Source organism: Peptoniphilus sp. HMSC075B08, assembly GCF_001815405.1.
In the GTDB taxonomy this organism is placed as follows: Bacteria; Bacillota; Clostridia; order Tissierellales; family Peptoniphilaceae; genus Peptoniphilus_A; species Peptoniphilus_A harei.
Window position 1 is genome coordinate 76,322 of the sequence record NZ_KV820459.1, and the last position, 22,570, is coordinate 98,891.

Genomic DNA, 22,570 nt, shown 5'->3' on the forward strand with positions numbered 1-22,570 from the left:
TGAATAATAACATTGTTAAAGGGGTGAAGCAATGAGTTTTTCATCAGAAGTCAAGGATGAAGTTGCAAAGATAAAAGTTGATGACTACAAGTTAATTTTATCGGAACTTGCAGGGGTGACTCCCATGTGTGGAATTTTAAATTTTAAAAATAATAAAATTTCTATGGAGTACATTACAGAAAACGCTCCTGTAGCAAGAAGACTTTTTACATTTTTGAGAAGGTCCTTTGGTTTTGACGTTGAAGTAAAAAATGTAAGGTCAACTCAACTTAAAAAAAATGTATTTATTATCTATATATCTCAAGATGAGTCTTGCAGGTTACTTCTTGATGAGTTAAAATATATAAAGGGTGCAAGCGTATTTATGATAAATTATGCGCCCACTGACCTCATAAAAACTAGTAATGAGAAAAAGGCTTACATCCGTGGTGCCTTTATGGGTTCAGGATCCATAACAGATCCAAAAAAAGGATATCATTTGGAATTTGTATCGGAAAACGAATCCAACGCTTATTTTTTATCTGAAACAATTAATGCTTTTGGTTTTACTTCAAAAGTAATTATGAGGAAGGAAAAATACATAATTTACATTAAGGACTCAGAACAAATTTCTGACTTCTTATCTCTTATTGGTGCCTATAATTCTGTTTTAAAATACGAAAACGTAAGAGTTATAAAGGAAATGAGAAACAATGTAAATAGGATTGTTAATTGTGAGACGGCCAACTTAAATAAAACAGTTAAGTCATCTTACGACCAGGTAGAAGATATAAGGCTCATTGACAAGGAAATTGGGATAGAAAATTTAGATGAGGATTTGAAAGTCATAGCCAAGATAAGACTTGAGAATAGGTCTATGAGTTTAAACGATATTGCAAACTCTCTTGAGCCAAAGCTTTCAAAGTCCACGGTTAATTATAGATTTAAAAAACTTAGGAAAATTGCGAATAAGTTGAGGGGTGTATGAAATGATAAGTAAAAAAGTTGTACTTAATAATAGTGACGGGCTCCACGCTAGGGCAGCTGCACTATTTGTAAGAGAGGCCAATAAATTTGCTTCTGAAATAAATCTTGAAGCTCATGGTGACAAGGTAAATGGCAAGTCAATTATTGGAATTATGTCTCTTGGTGCCTTCACTGGCGAAGAGATTGAAATTGAAGCTGAGGGAGTAGACGAAGAAGAAGCAGTTCAAAGATTAGCCTACTTAGTTGAAAAAGAATTTATAAATCTTTAATTTAATAAAAATATTTTGTTTGGAGTTTTGCTTGGTCAAAACTCTTTTTTCATGTCCTTTTATTTGTCTTTGGCCTTTGATAAAATATATTAAAGATTAGTAATGAAATTTTTTATTTTTTAATTTGTGAATGAGAAAATTTTGAAACTTATTAGGAAGTCTTAAAATTTTTTAGGCTAAATAAATTTTAAAAATTAGAATGATTAAAAAAATAAAATTTGTGATTTATAGATTAAGGATGATCCTATGAATAATTTTGTCCACCTACATCTCCATAGTGAATACTCCCTCTTAGATGGTTCTACGAGGATAAATCTCTTGCCACAAAGAGTCAAGGACCTTGGCATGGATGCAGTTGCCCTAACTGACCACGGCAATATGTACGGAGCCATTGCCTTCTATAAGGCCTGCAAGGATGCTGGAGTAAAACCAATCCTAGGTTGCGAGGTCTACATATCAGAGAAGGACATGACCCTTAAGGACAGGACCAACAAGAGGTACCACTTGATTCTCTTGGCAGAAAACAATGAGGGCTTCAAAAATATTATGAAGATAGTTTCCATTGGCTACGTCGATGGATATTATTACAAGCCCCGTGTTGACAAGGAAGTCTTAAGAAAATATTCCAAGGGAGTCATTGCAACTTCAGCCTGTCTAGGTGGCGAAGTTCAAAAACAACTTTTAAATAGGGACAGAGATGCTGCAAAAAAGGCTGCCATTGAATACAAGGAAATCTTTGGAGAAAATAACTTCTTCTTAGAACTCCAAGACCACGGCATACCTGAGCAAGCAAGGGTAAATCGTGAGCTTGTCCTTCTATCAGAAGAGCTAGGGATTCCCCTAACTGCATCAAATGATGTCCACTACTTAAAGAAAGAAGACTCAAAGAGCCACGATGTCCTACTTTGTATCCAAACGGGAAAGACAGTCAATGACACAGACAGGATGAAGTTCCCATCTGATGAATTTTACCTAAAGTCTCCTGATGAAATGGCAGTTCTCTTCCCAGAAAATCTTGAGGCCCTAGAAAATACTGTGAAGATTGCAGAAAGGTGCAATGTTGAAATAAAATTCCACGACCTCCACTTGCCAGAGTTTATTGTTCCAGAAGACTACACTCACGAAGAGTATTTAAAGAAACTGGCCCTTGAGGGAATGATGGACCGTTATGAGAATGTAAGTAACGAGATAAAAGACAGGTTTGAGTTTGAGTTCAACACTATTAAGAACATGGGTTATGTTGACTACTTCTTAATTGTTTGGGACTTTATAAGATATGCGAGAAAGCATGAAATCCAAGTTGGACCTGGAAGGGGTTCTGCTGCTGGGTCAATGATATCTTATTGTCTTGGCATAACTGATGTAGACCCATTGGAGTTTGACCTTCTTTTTGAAAGATTTTTAAATCCAGAGAGGGTTTCCATGCCCGATATTGATATAGACTTTTGCTATGAAAGACGTGAAGAGGTCATTGATTATGTAAACAGGAAGTACGGAGAATCTCACGTTGCCCAAATAGTTACCTTTGGAACTATGGCTGCTCGTAATGCCATAAGGGACGTGGGTCGTGCCCTTGATATGTCTTATGCAAAGGTGGACTATATTGCCAAGCAAGTTCCTCAAGCCCTTAACATGACAATAGAAAAGGCCCTTGATGTTTCAGAAACTTTTAAGGGAATCTACGATGGAGAAGAGGACTCCAAACTTTTAATTGACATGGCCTTAAAACTTGAAGGCCTCCCAAGGCATACTTCTACCCACGCAGCTGGTGTTGTAATTTCTAAGGACGAACTAACAGAATATGTTCCTTTGACGAGAAACGACAAGATCATAGCGACTCAGTTTAACATGATTGAGCTTGAAGAGTTGGGGCTTCTTAAAATGGACTTCTTGGGCCTAAGGACTCTTACAGTTATTAGGGACGCAATTAATTTAATAAAAGAAAACCAAGGCAAGACAATAAATTTTGACAACTTCGACTACAACGACCCAGATGTCTTAAAGATGTTTGCAAGATCAGAAACTCTTGGTGTCTTTCAATTTGAATCCTCTGGCATGAGGGCCTTCTTAAAGGAACTAAAGCCAGACGAATTTTCTGATTTAGTTGCTGCCAACGCCCTCTTTAGACCGGGACCAATGAAGCAAATTCCAAAATTTGTTGGGTCTAAGCACGACAAGTCCACAATTTCCTATATCCATCCAAAGCTTGAGCCAATACTTAAGTCAACCTATGGCTGTATAGTTTACCAAGAACAGGTAATGCAAATTGTTCAGCAAATTGGTGGCTACTCTCTTGGCAGGGCCGACATTGTTAGGCGTGCCATTTCCAAGAAAAAGATGAAGGTAATGGAAGAAGAGAGGAAGAACTTCATCTACGGCAACAAGGAAGAGGGAGTTTGCGGTGCTATTGCCAATGGGGTTGACGAAAAGTCTGCCAATGAAATTTATGACTTGATAATAGACTTTGCTGACTACGCCTTTAACAAGTCCCATTCTGTGGCCTATTCAGTAGTTGCCTACAGGACTGCTTGGTTAAAATATTATTATCCAAGAGAATTTATGGCGGCACAAATTTCTACCTACACAAATGACATCAAGCAAGTCAGCCTCTATATAGAAGAGATTAAAAGGCTGGGCATAGAAATTCTGCCACCAAATATAAATTATTCCTTTAGGAAGTTCACTGTTGAAGACAAGAAGATTCGCTTTGGCCTAAAGGCTGTTAAAAATGTTGGCGACAACTTAATAGAAGTAATTGTAAAGGCTAGGGAAAGGGGACCTTACAAGTCTCTAAAAGACTTTGTTGATAGGATCAATGCCCTTGACAAGTCTGCCCTTAACAAGAGGGCTGTAGAATCCCTAATAAGGTGTGGAGCCATGGACGACTTTGAAGGCAATAGGGCCCAGTACCTTGCAATTTATGAGGGAGTATTGTCATCTTCATCAAATACTGCAAAGAATAATGTAATGGGTCAATTTTCACTTTTTGAAGAGGCAAACTTCCAAGAAGACCTTCCAAAATTACGTGACTTTCCACAAAAGGACAAGCTTGACATGGAAAAGGAAGTTATTGGCATGTACATCTCTGGACATCCCTTAGATCCTTATAGGGAATTAATCGAGAAAAATTCTACAATAAATACAAATCAAATTTTTGAAAAGTACAGGGAAAATCTCTTGAGAAGGTCTAGGGTCAAGGTTGGAGGAATTTTAAAATCCAAGAAGACCATGATCACAAAGACCAACAAGATGATGGCCTTTGCAGCCCTAGAAGACTTGTATGGGACAATTGAACTTGTAATTTTCCCAAATGTCTATTCACGCTACAAGGACCTAATTGAAGATGAGAATGTAGTCGTAGTTGAGGGTCACTTCCAAGAATCTGAAGTGGAAGAGCCAAAGATTTTGGTAGATTCAATTTCAAGACTTAAGATGCCAACAAAAAACAAGTTATATATTTCTGTTGACTCTATGAAAAATGAAAGTGTAAATGAAATAAGAAAAATTTTAAAAGAATATGAAGGATCTACTCCCGTTGTCTTCTTTGAAGAAGAAACGAGGAGGGCCTTTGGGACTGATTCAAGCCTATGGATTGACGACAAGTCCTTTGACGAAATTCAAAATAAATTGATAGCATATACAAAGACTAGAAAAAAAATTATTTTAAAGTAGGTGACTATGAGACTTGCAATTTTAACAAGTGGCGGAGATGCTCCAGGCATGAATGCCACAATAAGAGCAGTTACAAGGACTTGTATCTTTGAAGGGATAGAGGTCTATGGAATAAACGGTGGCTATGAGGGCCTTATTGATGCCAAGTTTGAGAAATTAGTTCAGTCTTCTGTTGCAGACATAATCCAAAGAGGGGGAACAATTCTTTCCACTTCACGTTCTGGAAGATTTATGACAGAAGAGGGACTTGAAAAGGCAATAAATTCTTTGAAAATTTTTGAAATTGACGCCCTTATTGTCCTTGGGGGTGACGGAAGCCTAAAGGGGGCAAAAAAATTAAGAGACAGGGGGATAACTGTAATTGGAATTCCTTGTTCTATTGACAATGACCTTGCCTATACAGACTTCACCATAGGTTTTATGACGGCAGTTGAAACTGTTACAGAAGCCATAAGTCACATTAGGGACACAACGGATGCACATTGTCGTGCCAATGTTGTTGAAGTCATGGGCCGCGAGTGCGGCGATATTGCCCTTTATTCAGGAGTATCTTCTGGAGCTGAATCAATTATTGTTCCAGAGATTGAGACGAATATAAATGAAATTGCTGAGAAGGCTCTTATGGGGAAAAATCGTGGCAAGAGACACCACATAATTATTATGGCCGAGGGTTGTGGGTCTGCCTTTGATTTTGCCAAAGACTTCCAAGACTTAACTGGGATTGAAACGAGGGTGACAGTCCTTGGTTATATCCAAAGGGGAGGAGCTCCTTCTATCTTTGACAGGATTCTCGCATCACAATTTGGATATCTTGCAGTTAAGGAAGCAAAGAAGGGAAATTCTAGAGTCCTTGGATTTAAAGACGGAAGGGCCATGACCATGACCTTTGAAGAAATGTTTGAAGCGAAAAAAGTTTTTAGGGAAGACCTATTAGATATCCTAAAGACTGTTTCTATATGAGGTGGAAAATGAAAAAGACAAAAATTGTTGCCACAATTGGACCAGCAAGTGAGAGTGAAGATATTTTACAAATTCTCTTCACAGAGGGAGTAAACGTTGCGAGACTTAACTTCTCTCACGGCAGTCATGAAGAGCACAAGATAAAAATTGACAGGATAAAAAAACTTAGGAAGGAAATGGACCTTCCCATTGGAATAATGCTTGACACCAAGGGACCAGAAATTAGGTTGGGAGAAGTAGATGGCGAAGTTTCTCTTGAAATTGGAGATAAATTTATCTTAACAAGTGAGGACCTTGTGGGTGATAAAAATATTGCCAGTATTTCCTATAAGAACCTATACAAAGACGTAAAAGTTGGTGACAGGATCCTAATAGATGACGGACTTGTTGAGCTTCTTGTAAAAAATATTGAGGGAGAAAAAATTATTACAGAAGTGGAAAACTCTGGAGTGATTTCTTCCCACAAGGGAGTTAATGTGCCAGGAGTTGATATCAAACTTCCTGCCCTAACTGAAAGGGACATTGAAGACATAAGGTTTGGAGTAAAAGAAGACATAGACTTTATTGCAGCTTCCTTTATTAGGTCAAGAGAAGACGTCCTTGCCATAAGACGTGTCCTCGAAGAAGAGAGTGACTACACGACAAAAATTATTTCAAAGATTGAATCCCAAAAGGCTGTGGAATTAATTGATGAAATCATAGAGGTTTCTGATGGAATTATGGTGGCGAGGGGAGACCTTGGAGTTGAAATAGAAACAGAAGCTGTACCTATAGTTCAAAAAGAAATTATAAAAAAATGTAACGTTGCAGGTAAGACTGTAATCACTGCGACACAAATGCTTGACTCCATGATAAGGAACCCAAGGCCAACACGTGCGGAAACCAATGATGTTGCCAATGCAGTCCTAGATGGGACAAGTGCAGTTATGCTTTCAGGAGAAACTGCCAGCGGCAAGTATCCAGTTGAGGCAGTGGAAACTATGAGAAAAATTATAGAATACACTGAATCAACTATTGACCATGACGAGATATTGGAAAATAGAATTAAGGACGTGGAAAATTCCATGACAAACTCCATAGGTAGGTCTGCCTGCGTAATTGCAAGAGATCTTCACGCCAATGCCATAATTACTGCAACAACATCAGGCAATACTTCAAAGGCAATTGCAAAATTTAGGCCAGAGACACCAATTATTGCATCAACACCTTTTGAAAAAATTAAAAACCAACTTAGCTTGGTTTGGGGAGTTAGGCCCGTAAAAGTTTTAAACTTTAAGGACACAGACAACCTAATTGATGCCTCCATGGAAGTTGCAGTTAAGAAGGGATTTTTAAAATCTGGAGACCTAGTAGTTTTAACTGCAGGAGTTCCTACAGGAATTGCTGGTTCAACTAACCTCTTAAAGATAGAAAATGTTTCAGAAATTCTCGGCAGGGGAACAGCCATAGGAAAGAAAAAGAAAAAGGCCAGGGCTATTGTTGTAAATACTTTTGAAGAACTTGAAGCAAACTTCGAGCCTAAGAACATAATCATCTGCAATGGAACTGATGGCAGGATGATTCCTTATATGGAAAAATCTTCTGGATTTGTAACAGAAGAAGCTGGCTTTACTTCCAATGGAGCAGTTTCTGCAATATCTCTTAACAAGACTGCCATTGTTGGTGTAAGGGACATCACCAAGCTAATAAAAACTGGGGACATTATAACAATTGATGGAACTGATGGTACAGTTAGGAGATAATTTTTTGTGACTTTTTAATAAATTATAAGGTCATAAAAATTTATGAATTTGTGAAATAATGTTAGGTCATAAATTAAGCTGACTTAGTAAAAAAATGTGAAGTCATAATTGACCATGGCTTACTGAAAAAATTTGAAGTCATAAATATTTTTGAGTTGGCGAAAAATTTGAAGTAAGAAATTTTATATAAAAATAAAAAGACCTCTTTTGATATTTTTATCAAAGGGGTCTTTATTTTTGCCTTATTAATTTTTTTATACTTTCTTCTCTTTCCTTGAGGTTGGAATTTATATCTAATAGTTTTGACTTAAACTTTTTAGATTCATCAAGTACTTTTAAATTTGCAAGCCTTTCAGATTCGTTGAGATCCTTAAAGTAAGCACTTAAGTTTCTATCAATTAATTCATAAATTTTATCGAGCCTTTCAGAACTATTAACTAAGTGGTTCACTGTCAAGATTAAATCCAATGTAAAGCAAGTGACAAAGAAGAAGAGAATAATATTTATTAGCTTGTCACTTGACAGGGAGAGGAAGAAAAATAAAATTGGAGTAATTTTCTTTACGATTAAAATATTTGCCAGGCCAAAGATTAAAAGTCCATAGAGGCAAACCCTCCTCTTGATTTGGAAGGGGTAGTTGGAATAGTCCCACCAACGTTTGTGGAAAAATCTTTCCAAGAGATAGCCAATGATGTACTCAATTAAGCAGGACAAAAAGGCTGAGTAAATAAAAATCCAGAGGCTTGACTCAAAATTCTTTAAAAGGCCAAAGGAAAGACTGGCTCCTAGTCCATAGATGGGGCAAATTGGTCCCAAAAGAAAGCCTCTGTTGTGAATTTTATCTAGCTCTATGGCAGAGCAGGGGAAGGTCTCCCAGCACCAGCCAAGAAAGGAGTAGATAAAAAATATTAAGTAAAATTCTTGATATCTCATGGTCTCACCAGCCCAACTTTTACAGGGATTCCCCTAAGGGTCTCAGCAAGGGACACATACTTGTCGGAGTAAGTGACAATCCAGGACTCCAAATACCTGGGTGGAAGGGGAGTCAAGGGGAACATGTGCTTGATGATGATGTCCCTCTCAACCCTATTTAGTCTTAGCTCGGACTTGGCATTGAGATAGGCCTTCATGGGGTGAGTGAAGCCGTGATTCCATCTTTCTTTCTTGCCGTCGTGCCAGTCATAGAGGAAGTAATCGTGCAAGAGGGCGCCCCTAATCATGGAGTCCATGTCTACGTCAAGGTCATATTTTTCTGCCACTTCAATAGACTTTTTGGCAACAGAAATTACGTGTGAGTAGACAGTTGTGTCACCATGTTGGATGAAGTTTTTTGTTTCTAAAAATCTTGTGTTGTCATTTAAAAATTTGACAATTTCTTCTAATTTTTTTATATTTTCCATTTTTATCTCCTGGACTTATTTTAAACTAAAAAAGTAAAAAAACTTCAAAATTTTCTTTAAATTTTTATTTAAAAATCCTAAAATTAATATTTTTTGCAAAAAAATAAAAGCCATATTTCTATGACTTTTATATTCTACTAAAATTTTGTTTCCATGTAAATTCTATTTTTTCCTTCAGCCAAGATATCTTTAACTTCTTTTAATTTTTGTCCTTCCTTGTCGAAAATTAGGACTGATGTAATCTTGTCGATGTCCCTGTCAGTGAGTCCGTACCTATTTTTGATTAGGTCGATTTCTCCCTTATCCCTACTTGTGAATTCGTAGGATATGTCCTCTTTTCGCTTTAAGACTGTTGGCTTTGTTCCAGTTTTGTTTAAGAAGTCTGCAATAGAATCTGGTCTTAGAGAAGTCTTGATTTTTTCAAGAGGAAGGTCTGTGATTTCTTCTTCATTTAAAGTTTTTTGTCTCCTTGTGTCTTCAAACTTAACCCTTGTGTTTAAATCTCCTGAAGTCCAAGGATTATTTTTTAGGGAAGTGATAAGGTCAGGGTACTTGCCAGTGCTTGTAAGATTATTTTCAAGTTTTGGATTTTCTTCCTTGATTTCTTCTTTAACTTCCACAGGTTTTTCCTTACCTTGGTCCTTGTCTTCTTGAGTTTTTTCTTTCACTTCTTCTTTTGCTTTTTCAGCTTTTGCTTCGGCTTCGTCCTTTAAGTCCTTGGCTTCTTCCTTAAGATTTTCTGTTTTAGCATCAGCTTCTTTTTTTATTTCTTGAGCCTTGGCCTTAGTCTCAACCTTAGCTTTTTCAGCTTTTTTTTCTACTTTTTTAGCATCCTTAGAGATATCCTCTTTTACTTCTTGAGTCTTAGATTGTGTTTCAGTCTTTTTTTCCTCAGCCTTTACTTCAGACTTTTTCTTTAAGTCTTTTGCTTCTTCCTTAAGCTCTTCGGCTTTTACTTCAGCTTCTTTTTTTACTTCTTGAGCCTTGGCCTTAGTTTCAGCCTTAGCTTCTGTGGCCTTTGTTTCTACTTTTTTAGCATCCTTGGAAATATCTTTTTTAAAATCTTGAGATTTTTCCTTGATTTCTTCCTTAACTTCTTTAGACTTATCCTTAGCTTCTTCTTTAAGCTTTTTACTTTCTACTTCAGCCTTGTCTTTTAAGTCCTTGGCTTCTTTCTTTGCCTCTTCAGCCTTAAGCTTGGCATCTCTTTCAAGTTTTTTAGCTTGGGCTTCAGTTTTTTCCTTTATGTCTTCAGTCTTTTTCTTTAAGTCATCTACTTTTTGATTTGACTTTTTCTTTTCTCTTCTCTTCTTGCCTCTGTCTTTTTTCCTTGAACCATCGTAGGCTTCTTTTTCCTTTACTTCAGGAGCTTTCTTAGAAAAAGTTTCTTCATTAGTCCTTGTCTCACTCATCTTATGTAGATTTTCTTTTTTAGAATAATTCTTAGCTTTACTTGATGTGTCAATAGATTTTTGACCCTTGCCTCTCTTATTGACAATGGACTTTCTCCAGAAAATCAAGCAAACGATTACAACAACGGCAATTATGTATATTTTGTCTTTCATATAAACACCTCCAATTAATTAACATTATATCACTTTATCAGCAAAAGACTACTGCAATTGTATAAAAATTTAAAAATTGCAAAAAAATAAGACCCGAAGAATCGAGTCTTGATTTTGATTTAATTTTCTATTGCTTTTTTTTGTCTATTTTCAATTTTCTCTCTCACTATTCCAACAACATCTCTCACTTCACGAACTCCCAACTTGTATAGGCAGAAGACATAAACTGAAGCTGCAATAAGGACTACTAGCATTAGGAAAAGTAATCTCAATAGAGTTTGGACTCCACCTGATGTTAGGGCCATAATGAGTTTCTCATAAGGGAAGTAGGATAAAGTTATTACTCCCATTACAAGTGATGCCATTATTGTTTTAACAAGTGCCTTGATGTAGGACCTTGTTCCAAGATTTCCTATTTTTCTCTTCAAGAGTATGAAGGAAATGAAAACTGCAATTGTTGTTGCAATGGAAACTGAAGCTGCCAGTCCATTTGTACCAAAGTGTCTTGCAACCAAGAGATTAAGTCCAACGTTAATAGCTACGTTAGTTACACCAACATAGAAAGGCGTCTTTGTGTCTCCAATAGAATAGTAAATCCTATTTAAGACGTTGATAACAGAAATTGAAATTAATGATAGAGAATAACACCTAAGTGTTGATGTTGCTGCAATACCATTGGCCGCAGTAAAGGAACCACGAACAAAGGCAATTTCTATTATAGGTCTTGCCAAGATAATTAGGCCAACAGTTGCAGGGACAGTTATAAATAAAACAGTCTTAACAGATGCATTCATAACTTTTTTACCAAGCTTCATGTCGCCAGACCCCAAAGTTCTTGTTAGGATAGGGAAGACTATGGCAGTGATGGCTGTGATAAAAATACCAATTATCATGGTGTTCAATTTATTCGAGTAATATAAAATTGATGCTGCACCTTCACCCATTGTTGATGCTAAACGCCTATTTACAATTATATTAATATCATTAACGGATACAGAAACAAAAACTGGGAGGGCGAGCATTATTGCATTTTGAACATATTCATCTTTGAAGTCTGCCACAAGCTTTGGCCTGTAACCAATTTTCATTGCGTTAGGTAGTAGGAACAAAAATTGTGCCAAGATACCTAGGACTGATGCAATTGTAAGTCCAATGATCCCAACGTGGTGGGAAAAAAGTAGTAGATAAATTATATAGGTTAAGTTAAGTGGAATTGCAATGGCCCCAGTTGCTGCGAACTTGCCACCATGTTGGAGGTAACCTTCCATTACCCCAACCCAAGATGAAAATAAAACTACGGGCATTCCAACTTGTATTAGTTTAATAACTATTGCATAAGTTTCAGGATTTTTTGTTGAAACTGTTAGAAGTGCAATTTGTTTAGGAAAAACTATTCCAAGAATAATTAATACAAAAGAAACCAATGATGCTATTAACAATAAGTTGTTTGTGAAATAATTTTTTCTACTTGGTCCATGGTCGTTTTTTGCCTTTTGAACAGAAGGTATATATGTTGTTGCTATTGCTTGTGTTACAAAAGCAGATATAGTTGCTGTAGCACCTTGGGCAAGAGAAAAGGCATCCATTTCAATTCCTGCACCAAAGACATAAGCTGTTAGTGACTCCCTAAAAAAACCAAAAACTTTTCCTATTAAAGAAAAAATAATAATGGCTAGAGTGGACTTTGCAATTCTTGACCCTGCGCTGGTCTCGTTACTTTTATTTTCCAATTTAAAATCTCCTTTATAAGTCTTATCAAATTATAATTTGTTTGAATTTTTATGTCAAGTAAGGTTATTTTCTAGACTTTTAAAGGATTTTATTTTTGTGTTATTATATATAAGAAACATTATTAAAATAATGAATTTTATATATAGGAGGAAAAATGAAAAATAAAAATTTAATAAAAAAAGTTGCTCCATATTTTTATAAGTATAGGTTCACACTTTTTTTAGACTTGTTTTGTGCAGGCCTAACAACTGCAAGTGAAATGATCCTGCCACTAATCTTAAGAGCCCTAACAAACAAGGGAGTAAATGATTTAGCTTCTATGAGTTTTGACTTTGTTATGAAGTTGGCTCTTATATATGTAGGAATTAAGGCAATAGAAGTTGTGGCCCAATACTTTATGACATCCATTGGCCACATCATGGGGGCAAAGATAGAGACTGATATGAGGAGGGACCTTTACGCCCACCTCCAAACCCTTTCGGATACTTTTTACAATGAAACCAAGGTTGGGGTTATTATGTCAAGGATCACAAACGACCTCTTTGACATAACAGAGTTTGCCCACCACTGCCCAGAGGAATATTTTATTGGAGCCATAAAGATAATTATTTCCCTAATTATTCTTTTAAACTTCAACGTAAAGATGACTCTTTTAATTTATATCATGATTCCACTTATGATTTACTTCTCAGGTCACTTTAGGAACAAGATGCGTAAGGCCCAAAAGGACCAAAGAGTCCACGTTGGTAATTTAAACTCAGCTATTGAAGATTCCCTTCTTGGAATAAGGGTTGTAAAGTCCTTTGCAAAAGAAGACCTTGAAAAGGAAAAGTTCACCCATGAGAACAACAAGTTCCTAGGAATAAAGAAGACTTACTACAAGTCCATGGCTGGCTTTAACACAGTCAACAGGATTTTTGACGGTTTTATGTATCTTATCTTAATCATTTCTGGAGGCTACTTCCTAATGAAGGGAGAAATTGGTCCAGAGGACTTAATTGTTTATGTAATGTACGTTCAATCCCTTCTTGCAACTGTTAGAAGAATTATTGAATTTACGGAGCAATTCCAAAAGGGAATGACAGGTATTGAAAGATTTTCAGAAATTATGGCAATAGAAGCTGACATTAAGGACAAGGAAGCTGCCATAGAGATAAAAAGTCTTAGGGGAGAAATTACCTTTGACCATGTAGACTTCTCTTATGGTCAGGGCGAAGAAAAAGTCTTGGAAGATTTTTCAGTCAACATTTCTCCTGGACAAAAGCTTGCCATCGTTGGACCAAGTGGTGCTGGTAAGACTACAATTTGTAACTTGATTCCAAGATTTTACGACGTTGACAAGGGATCAGTTAAGGTGGACGGACTTGATGTAAGAGATGTTCAGCTTAAATCTCTTAGGGAAAACATTGGAATAGTCCAACAAGATGTATATCTATTGTCTGGTTCAGTTAGAGACAACATTGCCTATGGCAAGGAAGGTGCAAGTGATCATGAAGTCATAAAAGCTGCCAAGCTTGCAGGAGCCTACGACTTTATAAAAAACCTACCAGATGGTTTTGACACCTATGTGGGTGAGCGTGGAGTAAAACTTTCTGGAGGACAAAAGCAAAGAATTTCTATTGCCAGAGTCTTCTTAAAGAATCCACCAATTTTAATCCTAGACGAAGCAACTTCTGCCCTTGACAACAAGTCTGAAGTTGTTGTTCAGGATTCTATTGAAAAACTATCAAAGGGAAGGACAACTTTAACAATTGCCCACAGGCTTACAACAGTTCAAAACGCAGACCTAATTCTCGTAATGACTAAAGATGGAATAATCGAAAGAGGAACTCATAAAGAATTAATGGAAGAGAAGTCCTATTATTACAACCTCTACACTAAGGGCGGTAGGTTAGAATAAAATCTTTTGGGGTAATATCTTACTAAGGTGAAATGAAAAGATCTTGTGAGGTGAACTATGAAAGATTATATAGAAATAATTAAGAAGAGAAGGTCCTACTACAACTTGTCGGAAGATGTGGACCTTACAAATGAAGAAATAAAATATCTTGTGGAAGATGTCATGAACATAACTCCATCACACATGAATGCAGAGACAACTAGGGTTGTCTTATTATTTGATGACAAGTCTAAAGACTTTTGGACAAGAGTTAATGAAACTTTTGACAATTCCATAAATGAAGAAAAGTTCCATGGATTTTACCATGCCAAGGGAACTGCCCTAATTTTTATAGACATGAATGAAATTTGGGATCAAGAAATAAATATTCCTTCATATAAAGATTATTTTGAAACTTGGGGTCACCACTCAGCTGCTATGCTTCAACTTAATCTTTGGCAAGCCCTGAGGGATGAAGGTATTGGAGCAAGCAACCAACACTACAATCCAGTAATTGATGAGTGGGTTAAAGAAGATTATGACCTTCCAGACCACTGGGAGCTTGTGGCACAAATGCCCTTTGGAAAAATTGAGGAAGAACCAGACCCAAAAGATAAAAAACCAATAGAAGAAAAATTAATAGTTATTGAATAAGAGCTAGGTCCAAGTGACCTAGTTTTTTATTTTCCTATACTTCTTGTAATAAGAAAAACTTATGCTTATAATAAACTTATCAGGGGAGCGCATGCTGAGATTAGGTTTATCCTTAAACCCTTTGAACCGGGACAGGTAATGCTGTCTAGGGAAGGCTGCCTCTATTTGTAGAGGCTTTTTTTATTGGAAAATTTTACAAGGAGGTTAAGATGAAAATATCAGTAGCAATACAAATCCTACCAACTACTGCTGAAGGAACTACAAAATCTGTGGTCCAAGTAGTTGACAAGGTAATAGAATATATTCAAAGCGAAGAAGTTGATTATGTAGTCACTCCCTTTGAAACAGTTATAGAGTTAGACGACTTTGACAAGGCCTTTGAAATCTTAAAAAACTGTGTGAAGTTAGCAGGAGAAATTTCAGAACAAGTGGCTTGTTATTCCAAGACCTTTTATTCTGAGAAAGGAATATTGACAATTGAAGAAAAAACAGGCAAGTATCAAGGATAATATCTCAGCAGCTTCTTTGATAGTAATTATTTTAGTCCTTTGGCACTTGGCGACAACTTATGGAGGGGTATCGGCCTTTATGCTGCCCAAGCCACTTGATGTTGTCAAGGCCTTTGTAAATGACTTTCCAACAATTTCATCCCACATGTGGACAACCTTGACAGAAGCCTTTTTAGGTTTATCTGTTGGTGTGACCCTGGGTTTTATTGTGGCACTATTAATGGATTTATCAGACACACTTTATTCTGCTTTTTATCCAATTTTAGTAATTAGCCAAACTGTTCCCACAGTTGCAATTGCACCCCTACTTGTCCTTTGGATGGGTTATGGTGTAATGCCTAAAATTACATTAATTGTAATTGGAACTTTTTTCCCAATTGCAGTTTCACTCTTAGAAGCCTTTAAGCAAGTAGATCCAGACAAGACAAAACTTTTAAAGGCCATGGGGGCAGGCAAGTATGAAATCTATAAGTACATTAAATTTCCAGAAAGTCTTACAAACTTTTTTGCTGCCTTTAAGATAGCTGTTTCCTATTCAGTTGTAGGTGCAGTTATTGCCGAATGGTTAGGTGGCTATAAGGGACTGGGAGTATATATGATAAGAGTTCAAAAAAACTACTCCTTTGACAAGATGTTTGCAGTTATATTTTTAATTTCGGCAATTTCGCTAATCTTAATGAAGTTAGTTAGCTTTATTCAAAGAAAGGCAATGCCGTGGACGGAGGTAAAATGAAAAATTTAAGAAAACTATTAATTTTAATCCTTGTTGGACTTTTCCTAACAGGATGTGGCAAGAAAGACGATGCAAAGGCAGGAGAGGGCAAGGATCTTCCAAAGGAAAAGGTAAGCTTCCTACTTGACTGGGAACCAAATGTAAACCACGCAGGTCTTTATGTTGCTATGGACAAGGGCTTCTTTGAAGAAGAAGGCATAGAAGTAGAAGTAAACCAACCACCAGCAAATGGTGCTGAATCTCTTGTAGCATCAGGTAAGGCTGACTTTGGCGTATCCTACCAAGACACAATTGCACCAGCTTTTGCAAGTGACGAACCGCTTCCAGTAACAGCTCTTGCAGCAATAATAAACCACAATACTTCAGGAATTATTTCTATGAAGGAAACTGGAATAGAAAGACCAAAGGACATGGAAGGACACAATTATGCAACATGGGGACTTCCAATTGAACAAGCAATATTAAGACAAGTAATAACAGATGACGGAGGAGACTTTTCTAAGGTTGAACTCCTTCCAGAAAATGTTGTAAATGCAGTCCAAGCTATTAGTGGAAAAATCGATTCAGTTTGGGTCTTCTTCCAAGTTGATGGAGTTCTTGCAGCAAAGGAAAATGTGCCAATTAACTACTTTGCCTTTAGAGATATCAGCCCAGTATTTGACTATTACACACCAATTCTTATTGCAAACAACGACTTCTTAGAAAATAAGGAAGATGTGGCAAAGAGATTTATGCGTGCCTTTGTAAAGGGTTATGAATATGCAGCAGAAAATCCTAAGGAAGCAGCAGAAATTTTAGTTAAGATAAACCCAGAACTTGACAAGGACTTTGTGGAAAAGGGAATGGAATATCTTGCTGACAAGTACCAAGATGATGCAGCTTACTTTGGACAAATTGATCCAGACAGATGGAACAATTTCTACCAATGGCTATGGGAAAACAAACTAATCGACAAGGAAATTCCAAAGGACTTTGGATTCACTGACGATTTTGTAAATCCAGAAAAATTAAAATGAGTGAAAAATTAGAAATTTTAAGAGTAGAAAATGTTGACAAGTCCTTTAACGACAACTTGGTCTTAAAGGACATCAACATTAAATTAAATAAGGGAGAATTAGTTTCTCTTGTGGGAGTATCAGGCAGTGGAAAGACAACCCTCTTCAATATTATTGCTGGACTCTTGGCACCAGATAGGGGCAAGGTCTATCTAAAGGGAGAAGATGTGACAGGGAAGGCAGGTAATATATCTTATATGCTTCAAAAGGACATGCTCCTACCCTATATGACGATTATAGACAATGTTTCGCTTCCTTTAGTTCTTCGTGGCAAAAAGAAGAAAGAAGCAAGAGAAGAAGTTTATGGACTCTTTAAAGACTTTGGCCTAGAAGGCTGGCAAGAAAAATTTCCATCACAACTTTCTGGTGGAATGGCACAACGTGCAGCTCTTTTGAGGACCTATGTGTTTTCCAATGAAGTGGCTCTTCTTGATGAACCTTTTTCTGCCCTTGATGCAATAACTAAGGCTTCTATTCACAAGTGGTATAAAAATATTATTAATGAAATTGGAATTTCCACGATTTTTATAACTCACGACATAGAAGAAGCAGTGAAACTCTCCGATAGAATTTATATTATGGGGAAAAATCCTGGAACAATAATTGAAGAAATACAAATTAGTGAAGATTTTCATGAAAACTTTTTCGAGGATAAAAAATTTATAGAATACAAAAAACATATTATTGAAAAACTTGATAAACTCATATAATAAGGGGCTTAGGCCCCTTTTTTGTTTATAATTTTTTTTAAATATATCAAGATTTTTTAAAAGACAATGTTTGCATATTGATGAAATTTAGATTATAATTTAAATACGTTATTGCAATGATTTATTTGACAAAAGGAGGAAATAGATGCAATACTTTGTAGATTTAAACAGTGACATTGGAGAATCTTTCGGTGCCTACAAAATGGGAATGGACGAAGAGATAGTAAAATATGTTACTAGCATTAACTGTGCTTGTGGTTATCACGCAGGCGATCCACTTATCATGGATGCTACTTGTAAGGCAGCAGCTGATAATGGCGTAGAAATTGGCGCTCACCCAGGTTATCCAGACTTAATGGGATTTGGTAGAAGAAAAATGGCTGTAAAACCTGAAGAAGCTAGAGCTTATATGCTTTATCAAGTTGGAGCTCTTTCAGCTTTTGCTAAGGCTCACGGCAAAAAACTTCAACACATGAAGCTTCATGGAGCATTCTACAACACAGCTTGTAACGATGAAGCTCTTGCAAATGCAGTTTTAGACGCAGTTGAAGAATTTGACAAAGACCTAATCCTAATGGTTCTTAGTGGCTCATACATAGCTAAAGAAGGTAAGAGAAGAGGACTTAAGGTTGCACAAGAAGTTTTCGCTGATAGGGGATACAACGAAGACGGAACTTTAGTTAACAGATCTCTACCAGGAGCTTTTGTTAAGGATCCAAAGGAAGCAATACCAAGAGTTGTAAAGATGATCAAAGAAAACAAAGTTGTAACTGCTAATGGTAAGGAAATCGATATAGTAGCAGATTCAATTTGTGTTCACGGAGACAACCCAGAAGCTCTTGAATTCGTAAAAAATATTCGTGAAGGACTTAAGGCTGAAGGTATAGAAATAAAACCTTTAATTAGTTTCTTATAATAAGGAGGATAAAATGAGTAAAAACAAAGGTAATTGGTCTGTTCTTTTAGGGGCAGCCTTCCTAATGGCAACATCTGCCGTAGGACCAGGATTTATGACGCAAACTGCAACATTTACTACAAAAATTGGAGCAGACTTTGCAGCAGTAATTTTAATTTCAATTATATTTTCTTATATTGCACAACTTAACGTATGGAGAGTAATAGCAGTTTCTAAGATGAGAGGTCAAGACATTGCCAACAATGTATTACCTGGACTTGGATATTTTATAGCTTTTCTAGTTGCACTAGGTGGCTTGGCATTCAACATAGGTAATGTTGGTGGAGCTGGACTTGGACTTAATGTTATCTTTGGAATAGATGTAAAAATTGGTGCAGCAATTGGTGGCGTAATTGGTATTATTTTATTCTCATCAAAATCAGCATCTTCAATTATGGATAGGGTTACTCAAGTATTAGGTGCCCTTATGATTATCCTAATTGCCTTTGTAGCAGTTAAGACACAACCACCTGTTGGTGAAGCTGTAAAAGCATCTGTAAACCCAGTTGGTGGATTTAACAGCATTGTTTCTCCAACACTTACACTTATTGGTGGTACTGTTGGTGGTTACATTATATTCTCAGGTGGACACAGACTTATTGATGCTGGTATCACTGGAGAAGAAAATCTTGATCAAGTAAATAAATCTGCATCACTAGGTATTGGTGTAGCTTTTGTAGTAAGGGTTTTATTATTCCTAGCAATTCTTGGTGTTACTAAGATGGCTAATGCACAAATTGATCCTGACAACATTGCAGCTTCTTCTTTCTTAGCAGCTTCAGGTGTTGTTGGTTATAAGATATTTGGTTTTGTATTTGCAGCAGCAGCCTTTACTTCTGTAGTAGGTGCAGCATATACTTCAGTATCTTTCCTAAAAACTTTATTTAAATTCGTAGCTGATCACGAAAACATGGTTACAATTGCCTTTATCGTAATCTCTACAATTATGTTTATCTTTATTGGACAACCACAAACTCTACTTGTAGTAGTTGGTACTCTAAACGGATTAATTCTTCCAGTTACACTTGCAGTAATCCTACTTGCATCTAAGAAAAAGAAAATTGTTGGTGACTATGTTCACTCTAATGTGCTTTTTATCTTAGGTTGGATAGTAGTAGCTGTAACTGCTTTTATGGGTATTCAAACTATAATAGCAAACGTTGGAAAATTATTTGGTTAAGATAAGGATATTTTGACATAAGTATAGGAGTAAAAAATGTATGATAAAATAAAATTTCTAACTGCTGGCGACTCTGCCATAGTAATGGAATTTGGCGACACTATTGAAAAAAAAATAAACGCCAGAATTGCCGCAGTTGTAGAAAGTTTAAAAAAGAAAAATATTGACGGTATCTTAGACATTTTACCAACTTACAGGTCTATATTGATTAATTATGACCCAGTAAAGATTTCCTATGGTGAAATGGTTGATACCCTAAAGGGACTTAGCAAAGCTGACTCAGGTGAGCAAAGTGATGAAGTTAGACTTATTGAAATCCCAACAATTTATGGTGGCGAATATGGTCCAGATATAGACTTTGTAGCTGAGCACGCAAATTTATCTAAGGACGATGTTATAAAGATTCACTCTGGCACAGATTATTTAGTTTATATGATGGGCTTTATCCCAGGTTTTACTTACCTTGGTGGACTTGATGAGAGAATTGCAACTCCAAGACTAAAGAGCCCAAGATTAAAGATAGAAGCTGGTTCAGTTGGTATTGCAGCTAATCAAACTGGTATGTACCCACTTGAATCTCCAGGAGGATGGCAATTAATAGGAAGAACTCCACTTAAACTTTTTGATGATACTAAGGAACCACCTGTATTCATCCAAGCTGGTGACTACATTAGATATGTCCCAATTGATCAAAAAGAATATGACAGAATTAAAGAAGAAGTGGAAAAAGATACCTACAAGGTTTCAATTAAGAAGGTAAAGAGGGGTGATCTTCATGAGTAGTATCGATGTAATTAACGGTGGAATTCTAACAACAATTCAAGATGCTGGTAGATATGGCTACCAAGAATTAGGTATTCCTACATCAGGTGTCATGGATGATTACAACTACAGACTTGCCAATATCTTAGTTGGAAATAAACTTGATGAAGCTGTCCTAGAAATGACTTATTTCGGACCGACTCTTAAATTTAACGAAGAACTTACACTTGCAATAACAGGTTCTGATATGAACCCAAAAATAAATGGTGAGCCTGCACCTATGTTTGAAACTATAAAGGTTAAGGCTGGCGACACCTTACAATTTGGAAAGGCAAATGAAGGTGTTAGGGGCTATATTGCCTTTGGCGGATCTATAGATGTGCCTGTAGTTAATGGTTCTAAATCAACTCACATGAAGACAAAAATGGGTGGTATTGACGGTAGAGCTTTAAAACCTAAGGACACATTAAAGATTAAAAAATCTAAAGACAAGACAATGAGAAGAATACCTGAAAAGTATCTTCCTAAGTTTAACCACTGCAATGTCCTAAGAGTTGTTCTTGGACCTCAAGATAACTACTTCACAGAAAAGGGAATTCACGACTTATTTAAATCAGGTGGCTACCAAGTGACTAAGGACTTTGACAGAATGGGAATTAGATTAAAGGGAACTGCTATTGAACACAAGGAAACTGCAGATATTATTTCTGATGGAACTAACTTTGGTTCAATCCAAGTGCCTGCTAATGGTCAACCAATTATCCTTGTAGCAGATAGGCAAACTACTGGTGGTTACACAAAGATTGGTAACGTAATTACACCAGACCTTCACAAGCTTGCTAACATGTCCTTCTTAGATAAGATTTTATTCCAAAAAGTTACTATCGAAGAAGCACAAAAGGCAACAGTTGATTACAAGAAAAATTTCGAAGCAATTAAGAAGGAGTCTGTAATATGAAATTAAGTGAACTAGGTAAATTACACCCAAGAGATGTAAGAGAACTTATTAGAAAGGGAGAAGTTGACCTTCCAACTTCTGGCATGAGTGAAGGATACCTACAAGCAAACCTTGCAATCCTTCCAAAGAAATATGCTTACGATTTTCTATTATTTGCTCAAAGAAATCCAAAACCTTGTCCAATCCTTGAAGTTCTAGATGAAGGAAGCCCTCTTACAAAGATAATGGCTGACGGAGCAGACATAAGGACAGACGTGCCAAGATACAGGATTTATAAAAATGGCGAATTTGTTGAAGAAGTTAAGGACCTAAAAGACGTGTGGCAAGATGACTTTGTTACTTTCGTTATTGGATGTTCCTTCTCCTTTGAAAAGGCCATGCTAGAAGCAGATGTTCCTGTAAGACACATTGAAGACGAACACAACGTTCCAATGTATATTACAAACATAGCAACAGAACCAGCAGGAATCTTTCACGGAAACACAGTTGTATCTATGAGACCAATTCCTTACAAGGATATTGTTAAGGCCACAACTGTTACAGCAAGATTCCCAGCAACTCACGGAGCTCCAATTCACATTGGTGATCCATCTGTTATTGGAATCAAAGATGTTGACAAGCCAGACTTTGGTGAAAGAAGTGAAATTAAAGAAGGAGAAGTGCCAGTATTCTGGGCTTGTGGTGTAACACCTCAAGCAGTAGCTATGGCATCTAAACCTGAAATTATGATTACTCACGCACCAGGTCACATGCTTATATTAGATAAAAAAGACGCTTACGTTTCAGTATTTTAAAAATAAAATTCTTATCTGCCAGGGAAACTTGGCAGATTTTTTATGTTCAAAATTATATTTTAGTTTTTGTAGATTA

General features: G+C 36.6%; 20 protein-coding genes and 1 riboswitch. Of the genes, 16 read left to right on the forward strand and 4 right to left on the reverse strand.

From position 1 onward, the window contains the following. Positions 1-31: 31 nt before the first annotated feature. From whiA to pyk, 5 genes are all read left to right on the forward strand, one after another. Positions 32-967 carry a DNA-binding protein WhiA gene (whiA, locus tag HMPREF3023_RS08155; RefSeq protein WP_070702444.1) on the forward strand — a complete coding sequence of 312 codons (936 nt, stop codon included), beginning with the start codon at positions 32-34 and terminating at the stop codon, positions 965-967. Between the two features lies 1 nt (position 968). After that, positions 969-1,235, forward strand: coding sequence for an HPr family phosphocarrier protein (locus tag HMPREF3023_RS08160; RefSeq protein WP_070702446.1), 267 nt, complete (start codon positions 969-971; stop codon positions 1,233-1,235). Between the two features lie 246 nt (positions 1,236-1,481). After that, a complete protein-coding gene (locus HMPREF3023_RS08165) occupies positions 1,482-4,907 on the forward strand; it encodes a DNA polymerase III subunit alpha (RefSeq protein WP_070702451.1) in 3,426 nt (1,141 codons plus the stop codon). 6 nt (positions 4,908-4,913) lie between these two features. Then, positions 4,914-5,867, forward strand: coding sequence for an ATP-dependent 6-phosphofructokinase (locus tag HMPREF3023_RS08170; protein ID WP_070702453.1), 954 nt, complete (start codon positions 4,914-4,916; stop codon positions 5,865-5,867). A gap of 8 nt (positions 5,868-5,875) precedes the next feature. Further along, the gene (gene pyk / locus HMPREF3023_RS08175; RefSeq protein WP_070702455.1) at positions 5,876-7,609 is read left to right on the forward strand and encodes a pyruvate kinase; all 1,734 of its coding nucleotides are present in this window, start codon (positions 5,876-5,878) and stop codon (positions 7,607-7,609) included. 231 nt (positions 7,610-7,840) lie between these two features. On the opposite strand, the gene HMPREF3023_RS08180 is transcribed toward pyk, so the two are convergent. From HMPREF3023_RS08180 to murJ, 4 genes are all read right to left on the reverse strand, one after another. Beyond that, positions 7,841-8,542 (reverse strand): putative ABC transporter permease, encoded by a 702-nt coding sequence (locus HMPREF3023_RS08180; protein ID WP_070702457.1) that lies wholly within the window; start codon positions 8,540-8,542, stop codon positions 7,841-7,843. Beyond that, positions 8,539-9,009 (reverse strand): HD domain-containing protein, encoded by a 471-nt coding sequence (locus tag HMPREF3023_RS08185; RefSeq protein WP_070702459.1) that lies wholly within the window; start codon positions 9,007-9,009, stop codon positions 8,539-8,541. Before HMPREF3023_RS08185 ends, HMPREF3023_RS08180 begins: the two co-directional genes overlap by 4 nt. 137 nt (positions 9,010-9,146) lie before the next feature. After that, positions 9,147-10,574, reverse strand: a complete 1,428-nt coding sequence (locus HMPREF3023_RS08190; protein ID WP_070702461.1) for a hypothetical protein — start codon at positions 10,572-10,574, stop codon at positions 9,147-9,149. Positions 10,575-10,693: 119 nt separating this feature from the next. After that, entirely contained in the window at positions 10,694-12,304 is a 1,611-nt protein-coding gene (gene murJ / locus HMPREF3023_RS08195) for a murein biosynthesis integral membrane protein MurJ (RefSeq protein ID WP_070702466.1), read from the reverse strand. A gap of 155 nt (positions 12,305-12,459) precedes the next feature. Here murJ and HMPREF3023_RS08200 point away from each other — a divergent pair, with 155 nt between their 5' ends. The 11 genes from HMPREF3023_RS08200 to HMPREF3023_RS08250 all read left to right on the forward strand — a co-directional run bounded on the left by HMPREF3023_RS08200 (position 12,460) and on the right by HMPREF3023_RS08250 (position 22,494). Continuing rightward, the gene (locus HMPREF3023_RS08200) at positions 12,460-14,205 is read left to right on the forward strand and encodes an ABC transporter ATP-binding protein (protein WP_070702468.1); all 1,746 of its coding nucleotides are present in this window, start codon (positions 12,460-12,462) and stop codon (positions 14,203-14,205) included. 57 nt (positions 14,206-14,262) lie between these two features. Continuing rightward, positions 14,263-14,838: a nitroreductase family protein gene (locus HMPREF3023_RS08205; protein ID WP_070702469.1), complete on the forward strand. Its 576-nt coding sequence runs from the start codon at positions 14,263-14,265 to the stop codon at positions 14,836-14,838. 71 nt (positions 14,839-14,909) lie between these two features. After that, a riboswitch (TPP riboswitch) is annotated at positions 14,910-15,009 on the forward strand. 38 nt (positions 15,010-15,047) lie between these two features. Further along, positions 15,048-15,347 carry a thiamine-binding protein gene (locus tag HMPREF3023_RS08210; RefSeq protein WP_070702470.1) on the forward strand — a complete coding sequence of 100 codons (300 nt, stop codon included), beginning with the start codon at positions 15,048-15,050 and terminating at the stop codon, positions 15,345-15,347. Then, complete coding sequence (locus HMPREF3023_RS08215) at positions 15,316-16,080, forward strand: ABC transporter permease (RefSeq protein WP_070702476.1); 765 nt, start codon at positions 15,316-15,318, stop codon at positions 16,078-16,080. Before HMPREF3023_RS08210 ends, HMPREF3023_RS08215 begins: the two co-directional genes overlap by 32 nt. After that, positions 16,077-17,096: an ABC transporter substrate-binding protein gene (locus HMPREF3023_RS08220; RefSeq protein WP_070702478.1), complete on the forward strand. Its 1,020-nt coding sequence runs from the start codon at positions 16,077-16,079 to the stop codon at positions 17,094-17,096. Before HMPREF3023_RS08215 ends, HMPREF3023_RS08220 begins: the two co-directional genes overlap by 4 nt. Beyond that, entirely contained in the window at positions 17,093-17,845 is a 753-nt protein-coding gene (locus tag HMPREF3023_RS08225; protein ID WP_070702479.1) for an ABC transporter ATP-binding protein, read from the forward strand. Before HMPREF3023_RS08220 ends, HMPREF3023_RS08225 begins: the two co-directional genes overlap by 4 nt. Before the next feature lie 145 nt (positions 17,846-17,990). After that, complete coding sequence (locus HMPREF3023_RS08230) at positions 17,991-18,761, forward strand: LamB/YcsF family protein (protein WP_070702481.1); 771 nt, start codon at positions 17,991-17,993, stop codon at positions 18,759-18,761. A 13-nt stretch (positions 18,762-18,774) separates the two neighbouring features. Then, positions 18,775-19,980, forward strand: coding sequence for an NRAMP family divalent metal transporter (locus HMPREF3023_RS08235; RefSeq protein WP_070702483.1), 1,206 nt, complete (start codon positions 18,775-18,777; stop codon positions 19,978-19,980). A gap of 36 nt (positions 19,981-20,016) precedes the next feature. Next, positions 20,017-20,763, forward strand: a complete 747-nt coding sequence (gene pxpB, locus HMPREF3023_RS08240) for a 5-oxoprolinase subunit PxpB (protein ID WP_070702485.1) — start codon at positions 20,017-20,019, stop codon at positions 20,761-20,763. Beyond that, positions 20,756-21,700 (forward strand): 5-oxoprolinase subunit C family protein, encoded by a 945-nt coding sequence (locus tag HMPREF3023_RS08245; protein WP_070702487.1) that lies wholly within the window; start codon positions 20,756-20,758, stop codon positions 21,698-21,700. The genes pxpB and HMPREF3023_RS08245 overlap by 8 nt, the downstream gene beginning before the upstream one ends. Beyond that, entirely contained in the window at positions 21,697-22,494 is a 798-nt protein-coding gene (locus HMPREF3023_RS08250; protein WP_070702489.1) for a putative hydro-lyase, read from the forward strand. Before HMPREF3023_RS08245 ends, HMPREF3023_RS08250 begins: the two co-directional genes overlap by 4 nt. The last annotated feature ends 76 nt before the right edge of the window (positions 22,495-22,570 follow it).

Excerpts from the sequence above, each read along its gene's own strand:
- HMPREF3023_RS08245 (WP_070702487.1), top strand. The coding sequence starts at position 20,756 with ATGAGTAGTATCGATGTAATTAACGGTGGAATTCTAACAACAATTCAA.
- HMPREF3023_RS08235 (WP_070702483.1), top strand. The coding sequence starts at position 18,775 with ATGAGTAAAAACAAAGGTAATTGGTCTGTTCTTTTAGGGGCAGCCTTC.
- HMPREF3023_RS08170 (WP_070702453.1), top strand. The coding sequence starts at position 4,914 with ATGAGACTTGCAATTTTAACAAGTGGCGGAGATGCTCCAGGCATGAAT.
- HMPREF3023_RS08220 (WP_070702478.1), top strand. The coding sequence starts at position 16,077 with ATGAAAAATTTAAGAAAACTATTAATTTTAATCCTTGTTGGACTTTTC.
- HMPREF3023_RS08185 (WP_070702459.1), bottom strand. The coding sequence starts at position 9,009 with ATGGAAAATATAAAAAAATTAGAAGAAATTGTCAAATTTTTAAATGAC.
- pxpB (WP_070702485.1), top strand. The coding sequence starts at position 20,017 with ATGTATGATAAAATAAAATTTCTAACTGCTGGCGACTCTGCCATAGTA.
- HMPREF3023_RS08205 (WP_070702469.1), top strand. The coding sequence starts at position 14,263 with ATGAAAGATTATATAGAAATAATTAAGAAGAGAAGGTCCTACTACAAC.
- HMPREF3023_RS08250 (WP_070702489.1), top strand. The coding sequence starts at position 21,697 with ATGAAATTAAGTGAACTAGGTAAATTACACCCAAGAGATGTAAGAGAA.
- pyk (WP_070702455.1), top strand. The coding sequence starts at position 5,876 with ATGAAAAAGACAAAAATTGTTGCCACAATTGGACCAGCAAGTGAGAGT.
- whiA (WP_070702444.1), top strand. The coding sequence starts at position 32 with ATGAGTTTTTCATCAGAAGTCAAGGATGAAGTTGCAAAGATAAAAGTT.
- HMPREF3023_RS08230 (WP_070702481.1), top strand. The coding sequence starts at position 17,991 with ATGCAATACTTTGTAGATTTAAACAGTGACATTGGAGAATCTTTCGGT.
- HMPREF3023_RS08160 (WP_070702446.1), top strand. The coding sequence starts at position 969 with ATGATAAGTAAAAAAGTTGTACTTAATAATAGTGACGGGCTCCACGCT.
- HMPREF3023_RS08165 (WP_070702451.1), top strand. The coding sequence starts at position 1,482 with ATGAATAATTTTGTCCACCTACATCTCCATAGTGAATACTCCCTCTTA.
- HMPREF3023_RS08190 (WP_070702461.1), bottom strand. The coding sequence starts at position 10,574 with ATGAAAGACAAAATATACATAATTGCCGTTGTTGTAATCGTTTGCTTG.
- HMPREF3023_RS08225 (WP_070702479.1), top strand. The coding sequence starts at position 17,093 with ATGAGTGAAAAATTAGAAATTTTAAGAGTAGAAAATGTTGACAAGTCC.
- HMPREF3023_RS08210 (WP_070702470.1), top strand. The coding sequence starts at position 15,048 with ATGAAAATATCAGTAGCAATACAAATCCTACCAACTACTGCTGAAGGA.
- HMPREF3023_RS08200 (WP_070702468.1), top strand. The coding sequence starts at position 12,460 with ATGAAAAATAAAAATTTAATAAAAAAAGTTGCTCCATATTTTTATAAG.
- HMPREF3023_RS08180 (WP_070702457.1), bottom strand. The coding sequence starts at position 8,542 with ATGAGATATCAAGAATTTTACTTAATATTTTTTATCTACTCCTTTCTT.